The organism is Spirillospora albida (genome assembly GCF_000718255.1).
Lineage (GTDB): Bacteria > Actinomycetota > Actinomycetes > Streptosporangiales > Streptosporangiaceae > Spirillospora > Spirillospora albida.
This window is the reverse complement of the sequence record NZ_JOFJ01000041.1, coordinates 1-6,741: the sequence shown is the minus strand read 5'-3', so window position 1 is coordinate 6,741 and position 6,741 is coordinate 1. Positions and strand designations below refer to the sequence as shown.

Here is a 6,741-nt window from a genome sequence, read left to right as displayed (position 1 = left end):
GTGGACCATCTGGCGGCAGGCTTGGCGCAGTACCCAGGCGCCGATCTGGACGATGGTGCCGTTGCGTTCGGCGACGGGGTAGACCAGGAACAGTTCGCCGCGGGTGAAGCCTTGCTGGCCAGCCCGATGCTGGCGTGCACCAGCAGGTCGTGGCCGAGCGCGTTGACGATCCCGCTCAGGGCGGCGGAGATCCGGTCCAGGACGGCGTCGATCTCGTCGGGGGAGACGTCTCGTAGGAGGACGGCGAATTCGTCGCCGCCCAGACGGGCGACCAGGTCGTGGGGGCGGACGCAGTTGCGCAGGCGGCCTGCGATCGCCACGAGCAACGCGTCGCCGACGGCGTGGCCGAGGCGGTCGTTGATGGCTTTGAAGTCGTCCAGGTCGATCAGGGCCAGGGCGACCCGGTGGCCGCCCGGACCTGCCAGGGCGTGCTGGGTGTGCTCGACCAGCAGCGCCCGGTTCGCCAGCCCGGTCAGCGCGTCATGACCCGCCTGATACGCCAGTTCCTCCTGCACACGATGAATCTCGGTGACGTCCCGCAGATTGCTGACGATGCCACCGACGTTGGGATCGTCGATGGAGTTGGTGGCGTACAGCTCCGCCAGCCGCCATGACCCGTCGCCGTGGCGCATGCGGACCTGGCAGGTGTACGTGCCGCCCGGGTCGGCCAGCAGCTTCGCGACATGGTCCGCCATGACCAGCGGGCCAGCTCGCCCATGCTCGCGTCCAGGCGGTCCAGCAGGCTCCCGATGTCGTGGAACGCGATGATCTGCCGCAGCACCACCAGGCCGGTCAGCAGGATCACGCCGCCGACGATGACCCCGCTGGGGCCCTCGGCCGACCGCAGTGAGATCAGGAGCAGCGCGTAGGCGCCGCCGACCGCGGCGTAGGGCAGCCTGCTGTAGGGGCGGCGGCGCCGCGGCAGGGTCGGCTGCGCCGCCGCCCGGCGCTGGATGCCGGTGCCGAGGGCGGCCAGCAGGCTCGCGACCGGAAGGCCGAGGTGGGTGGCGGACAGGTGGGGCCGGCTTTCCGCGAAGTAGCCGATGAGCGCGCCGATGACGCAGGCGAGCAGGACCGCGGCGCCGAGCGCCCACAGGGCGCGGCGGTCCAGCGGCCCGGCGCCGGTGAGCGCCAGCTTGATGGCGACCAGCCCGATCGCCAGACCCAGCACGATCATGGTGAGCGCGGAGCCCTCGACCCCGTCCGCCGCTGTCGGCAGGTCTCCCCGCAGGGCGAGGTAGTACCAGAGGTACAGTCCGCCGCCCAGGATGAGGACGCCCGCGTCCAGCCCCAGCGTCAGCCATTCGCCCGCGGACCGCCGGGGGATCGGGATCATCAGCAGCGCCCAGACGAACATGAGGCTGCCGATCCCGTACATGCCCATGGCGGCGGGGCTGACGTGGGAGCCGAGCGCGTCCGGTCCGATGAGCGAGTCGGCGGCGTCGATCGCGCTTCCGATGGCGACCAGGCCGACCGCCACGCCGAGCCGTCCCCAGAACAGCCGCGCCGGCCCGCGCATGTCGTGGGCGGTCCGCAGGCACGTGTACGCGGCGGTCGCCGTGGCCAGGACGGGCGGGATCCAGGCGACGAGGGGCAGCGGCATGCCGTCGGCCGTCCGGACGAACCACACCCCGGCGAAGACGGTGAGAGCGGCGATCAGCAGGAGCGGGGCATGCCGGAGGAGGGCGCGTGGGGCCCCCGCCCGCTCCGCGCCCCCGTCCGGCGTGACGGTCGCTTCTTCCGAGGACATCGCCGGTTCCCATCGGCGGCCGTCCCGCGGACCTGAGACCGTGCGCGGGCGGGGTTCAGCTCCGGAGGGCGGCGCCTCCGGGGACCAGCCGCGCGCGGTTCCGCCAGGCGCGCTCCACGTCGCGGGTCAGCGCGGGATAGACGATGAGGTACCGGAACGGCGCGATGAGGGCCATGTAGAGCCGTCCGAGCCGTCCGTTGGGCTTGACCAGCACCGCCATCCGCAGCTCGTGGCCGCCGTCGTGCGAGGGTGCCCAGCCCAGGTGCATGAGGGTGTGGACGGTCTTGTTCGCCAGCTCGCGGACGCACTCGTCCCCAAGCTCGTAGACCGGGGTGAACGGGGCGACCTCGCCGCAGGAGGGGTCCGCGGTGGCCCGCAGGTCGTCCGGCAGCCGTTCGCGCAGGGGCCGCACCCGCCCCCCGAGGCTCTCCCGGTCGCGGTCCCAGCCGAACAGGGCGCCGAGCTTCCAGCGCACCGCGAACAGGAACCGGACCGGAAGGGGCTGGGCGTCGATCCCCGCGCCCGCCGCCAGTGCCGCCAGCATCAGCGGGAAGTCGTCCGGCCCGGCGCCGGGGGTGCGGTAGGACCACACGTCCTCGACCCGGAAGTCCCGGGCGAACTCGTGGATCCGCCACGGGTGCCCGGTGTGGGCCGTTCGGGGGAGTCTCATGGGTGCCTTTCCCGGGACCGCCGCGCATCCCGTTCTGTACGCTTGCGTATAACGCGAGCCTAGACGTGGATATACGGTGGCGTATATCCCGGGACGAGTGAGGTGGGGCACATCGTGGGCGCTGCGCGCACACCGCGCGAGAAGTGGATCGAGGAGGGCCTGCGTGCCCTGGCCGAGGGCGGCCCCGACGCCGTCCGGATCGAGGCCCTCGCCAAGCGGCTCGGCGTCACCAAGGGCGGCTTCTACGGCTACTTCGCCGACCGCGGCGCGCTGCTGGAGGCCATGCTGGACCTCTGGGAGCGGGAGAGCACCGACGAGGTGATCGCCCAGGTCGAGCGGGAGGGCGGCGATCCGAAGACCAAGATCGAGCGCGCGGGCATCCTCACCTTCTCCGGCGACCGGCTGCTCCCCATCGACCTGGCCGTCCGCGACTGGGCCCGGCGCGACGAGGCGGTCGCCGCGCGCCTGCGGCGGGTCGACGGGGTGCGCATGGCCCTGCTCCGCGAGATGATCGGCACCTTCTGCTCCGACCCCGACGAGGTCGAGGCCCGCAGCCTGATCGCGTTCTGCGTGGCGATGGGGCACCATTTCCTCGCCGCCGACCACGGGGGCCGCACCCGGCTCGAGGTCCTGATCCGCGCCGGCGACGTGATCCTCGACCGCTGAACCCCGGCCCGGCCGTCAGCAGGCCGTCGTGGCCACGGCCGGGGCCTGCGGCGCCTTCGGCGTCCTGGCGAGGGTGAGGCGCTCCAGGACCCAGAGCACCCCGGTTCCGGCGGAGAGGGCGGCGCCCACGGCGCACACGGCCGTCCAGCCGCCGCGAGCCCAGACGACCGAGGTCAGCGCGGAGCCCGCCGCGCCGCCGACGAAGAAGGCGGTCATGAAGGCGGAGTTGATCCGGTTGCGCACCTCCGGCCGCAGCGCGTAGAGGACGTTCTGGCTGCTGTTGACCACCGCCTGATGCGCAAGGTCCAGCAGGAGCACCCCGGCGATCAGCCAGCCGAGCGAACCGGCCCCGGCGGCGATGGCCGGCCAGGAGAGCACGAGCAGCACCGTCCCCACCCCGGTGACCGCCTGGGCGCGGCCGCGGTCGGCCAGCCGTCCCGCCACCGTCGCGGTCAGCGCGCCCACGACGCCGACCAGGCCGAAGAGCCCGATGGACGACTCCGACCAGCCGTACGGCGACCGCGCCAGCAGGAACGTCAGCGCCGTCCACAGAGAGGTGAACGACGCCAGGCTCAGCGCGCAGATCCCCGCCCGCCACCGCAGCAGCGGCTCGTCCCGGAACATCGCCATCGTCGAGCGCAGCAGCCGCGGGTAGGACAGGCGGGGGCCGTCCGCGGCGATCCGCGGCAGGAAGACGTGCAGCAGCACGGCCATCAGCGCCATCAGGGCCGCGTGCACCCAGTAGACCGTCCGCCATCCGCCCAGTTCGGACAGGGCGCCGGACGCGGTGCGCGCCAGCAGCACGCCGAGCAGCAGCCCGGTCATCACCGTGCCGACGACCTTCCCGCGCTCGGCCGGGTCCGCCAGCGCCGCCGCGAACGGCACCACGACCTGCGCGCCCACCGAGGTCACCGCGGCCAGGGCCGTCCCGGCCAGGAGCATCGTGCCGCTGCCGGCGGTCGCCGACACCAGCAGGAACACCGAGGTCGCCGCGTAGAGGGCCACGGTGAGCCGCCGCCGGTCGACCAGGTCGCCGAGCGGCACCAGCAGGATCAGGCCCACCGCGTACCCGACCTGCGCGGCCGTCACCGTCAGCGCCGCCAGGGTCGGCCCGAGCCCGAGTTCGCGGCCGATCAGGTCGAGCAGCGGCTGCGCGAAGTAGTTCCCCGCGACCGTCAGCCCGGCCGCCGTCGACATGAGCAGGAGGAGACCTCTCTTCATGCCTCCCACCCTCGACGACGGACGATCAATGAGTCCAACGCATATTTGTCATCCGAGCGATCGTGATCCACGATCGATACATGGAGCTCCAGCAGATGCGCTACGTCGTCGCCGTCGCGGAGACCAGCAACTTCACCCGCGCCGCCGAGCGGTGCCGTGTCGTCCAGTCGGCGCTGAGCCACCAGATCGCCCGGCTCGAGCGCGAGCTGGGCGCCCGGCTGTTCGAGCGCACCAGCCGCCGCGTCCGGCTGACCCCCGCCGGCGAGGCGTTCCTCCCCGCCGCCCGCCAGGCGCTGGACGCCGCCGAGCGCGCCCGCGCCGAGGTGGCGGCCGCCGCCGGCGAGATCCGGGGCCGGCTCGCCGTCGGCGCCATCCCCACCGTCACGGCCGTCGACCTGGCAACCGCGCTGCACCGCTTCCACCTGCGGCATCCGCAGGTGCGGATCACCCTGCGCTCGGGCGGCAGCGAGGAGCTGACCGACCAGGTGCGGGAGGGCGTCCTGGACGCCGCCTTCCTGGGGCTCCCGCTGGGCGTCCGGCCGGTGGGCGTCCAGGGCCGCGAGCTGGCCCGCGGCGACCTCGTCGCCCTGGTGGCGCCCGACCACCCCCTCGCCGGAAGGTCCCACGCCGAGCTGAGCCTCCTGGCGGACGAGCCGTTCGTCGACTTCCCGGCGGGCACCGCCGCGCGCGCCCAGTCGGACGCCGCCTTCACCGCGGCGGGCGTCCGGCGCGAGGTCGCCTTCGAGATCACCACGCCCGACTTCATGACCCGCCTGATCCGGCAGGGCCTCGGCATCGGGATGCTGCCCGCCGCCTTCGCGGCCGGCCTGGGCCTGCCGACCGTCCGGCTGAGCGACGCCCCGGCCCGTGTGGAGCACCTCGTCTGGAACCACCCGTCTCCGGCCGCCAAGGCGTTCCTCGACGCGCTCGCCGAATGAGCCGCGCTGCTCTGAGCGGATCCGCCGTGGGCGGATATGCCTGTGACCCGGGCGCGCTCTGGCGCAGAGTGAATGGCATGAGCGAGGAACAGAGAATCCCGTTGTTCAACGAGAGAATGCGGCGCGAGCTCTACCAGCAGCGCGTTCTCGTGCTCGATGGCCCGCTGGACGACGACAATGGCACTCTTCTGGCGGCGCAGCTGATCAGCCTGGCCCGGCAGAATTCGTCCGACATCACCCTGTGGATCCATTCCCCCGGCGGGTCGGTGCCGTCGATGCTCGCGATCCGCGACGTCATGCGCCTGCTCCCCTGCGACGTCGCCACGGTCGTGCTCGGCATCGCCTACAGCGCCGGGCAGTTTCTGCTGTCGGCAGGAACCCGCGGCAAGCGCCGCGCCCTGCCGCACGCCCGCGTACTGATGCACCAGGGCTCCGCCGGCATCGCCGGCGCCGCCGTCGACATCGAACTACAGGCCAACGACCTGCGGCACACCCGCGACACGGTGCTCGGCCTCATCGCCGACGACACCGGCCAGCCCATTGACCGGATCTTCGAGGACTCGCTGCACGACCGCTGGTACACCGCGCGGGAGGCACTCGAGTACGGGTTCATCGACACGATCGTCAGCGGTTTCGACGAGATCGCGCCCGCCCCCCACCCCGTCGGGCTCGGTGCCCGATGAGCACCTACACGATCCCGAACGTCATCGCGCAGCACCCCCGCGGTGAGCGCATCATGGACGTCTACTCGCACCTGCTGACCGAACGCATCATCTACCTCGGCACCGCCATCGACGCGGGCGTCGCGAACGCCCTCGTCGCGCAGCTGCTCCACCTGGAGGCCGACACCCCCGACAGCGACATCCAGCTCTACATCAACTGCGAGGGCGGCGACCCGAGCGCGATGCTCGCCGTGTACGACACGCTGCGCTACATCCGCCCGCAGGTCGCGACGACATGCGTGGGGCAGGCGGTCGCCGTCGGCGCCGTCCTCCTCGCCGCGGGCACCCCCGGCAAGCGCGCCGCGCTCCCCCACACCCGCGTCGTCCTGCACCAGCCGACGGGGCAGGGCCGCGGAGCGATCCCCGACCTCATCCTCCAGGCGGACGAGGTCGTCCGCGTCCGCGCGGACATCGAGCGGATCCTGTCCCGGCACACCGGGCAGGACACCGCGACGCTGCGCACCGACACCGACCGCGACCGCGTCTTCACCGCCAAGGCGGCCCTGGAGTACGGCCTCATCGACCACGTGCTCGAGGAGCGGCAGCGCGGCAACGCGGCCGTCAGGCGGAGCGAGGTTCCTGCCGGGCTTGCCGGACGATGAGTGCGTCGATGTCGTCTGCCGGGAGGGGTTTGGCGAAGTGGTAGCCCTGGGCGAGGCGGTAGCCCATTTGGTGGAGGCGGTGGGCTTGGGGGGCGGTTTCGACGCCTTCGGCGACGGTGGTGAGGTTGAGGGCGTGGGCGATTTGGGCGATGGAGGTGGCGATGGCGGCTTG

At 72.7% G+C, this 6,741-nt stretch carries 9 protein-coding genes; 4 read left to right on the top strand and 5 right to left on the bottom strand.

Features of this window, described 5'->3' with window-relative positions; translation table 11 throughout:
- The 3 genes from IE99_RS32530 to IE99_RS0128260 all read right to left on the bottom strand — a co-directional run.
- Positions 1-515: diguanylate cyclase domain-containing protein (locus tag IE99_RS32530; protein WP_169744501.1), on the bottom strand; the 515-nt coding region annotated here is incomplete at its 3' end.
- Positions 473-1,750, bottom strand: coding sequence for a hypothetical protein (locus IE99_RS33305; protein ID WP_030177412.1), 1,278 nt, complete (start codon positions 1,748-1,750; stop codon positions 473-475). The genes IE99_RS33305 and IE99_RS32530, both read right to left, overlap by 43 nt.
- A 55-nt stretch (positions 1,751-1,805) precedes the next feature.
- A complete protein-coding gene (locus IE99_RS0128260) occupies positions 1,806-2,420 on the bottom strand; it encodes a DUF2867 domain-containing protein (protein WP_030177410.1) in 615 nt (204 codons plus the stop codon).
- Between the two features lie 114 nt (positions 2,421-2,534).
- On the opposite strand from IE99_RS0128260, the gene IE99_RS0128255 reads away from it, so the two are divergent.
- Positions 2,535-3,086 carry a TetR/AcrR family transcriptional regulator gene (locus tag IE99_RS0128255; RefSeq protein WP_211258955.1) on the top strand — a complete coding sequence of 184 codons (552 nt, stop codon included), beginning with the start codon at positions 2,535-2,537 and terminating at the stop codon, positions 3,084-3,086.
- 15 nt (positions 3,087-3,101) lie between these two features.
- Here IE99_RS0128255 and IE99_RS0128250 read toward each other — a convergent pair whose 3' ends face one another.
- The gene (locus IE99_RS0128250; protein ID WP_051713475.1) at positions 3,102-4,307 is read right to left on the bottom strand and encodes an MFS transporter; all 1,206 of its coding nucleotides are present in this window, start codon (positions 4,305-4,307) and stop codon (positions 3,102-3,104) included.
- A gap of 80 nt (positions 4,308-4,387) precedes the next feature.
- Between IE99_RS0128250 and IE99_RS0128245 the strand changes: the two genes are divergently transcribed.
- The 3 genes from IE99_RS0128245 to IE99_RS0128235 all read left to right on the top strand — a co-directional run bounded on the left by IE99_RS0128245 (position 4,388) and on the right by IE99_RS0128235 (position 6,569).
- The gene (locus tag IE99_RS0128245) at positions 4,388-5,245 is read left to right on the top strand and encodes a LysR family transcriptional regulator (protein ID WP_030177405.1); all 858 of its coding nucleotides are present in this window, start codon (positions 4,388-4,390) and stop codon (positions 5,243-5,245) included.
- 77 nt (positions 5,246-5,322) lie between these two features.
- Entirely contained in the window at positions 5,323-5,928 is a 606-nt protein-coding gene (locus IE99_RS0128240) for a ClpP family protease (protein ID WP_030177403.1), read from the top strand.
- Positions 5,925-6,569: a ClpP family protease gene (locus tag IE99_RS0128235; RefSeq protein WP_051713473.1), complete on the top strand. Its 645-nt coding sequence runs from the start codon at positions 5,925-5,927 to the stop codon at positions 6,567-6,569. The genes IE99_RS0128240 and IE99_RS0128235 overlap by 4 nt, the downstream gene beginning before the upstream one ends.
- Here IE99_RS0128235 and IE99_RS29890 read toward each other — a convergent pair.
- Positions 6,529-6,741 (bottom strand): EAL domain-containing protein (locus IE99_RS29890; RefSeq protein ID WP_037560240.1); only part of this gene is annotated, 213 nt, incomplete at its 5' end. The two genes, IE99_RS0128235 and IE99_RS29890, sit on opposite strands and share 41 nt — an antisense overlap.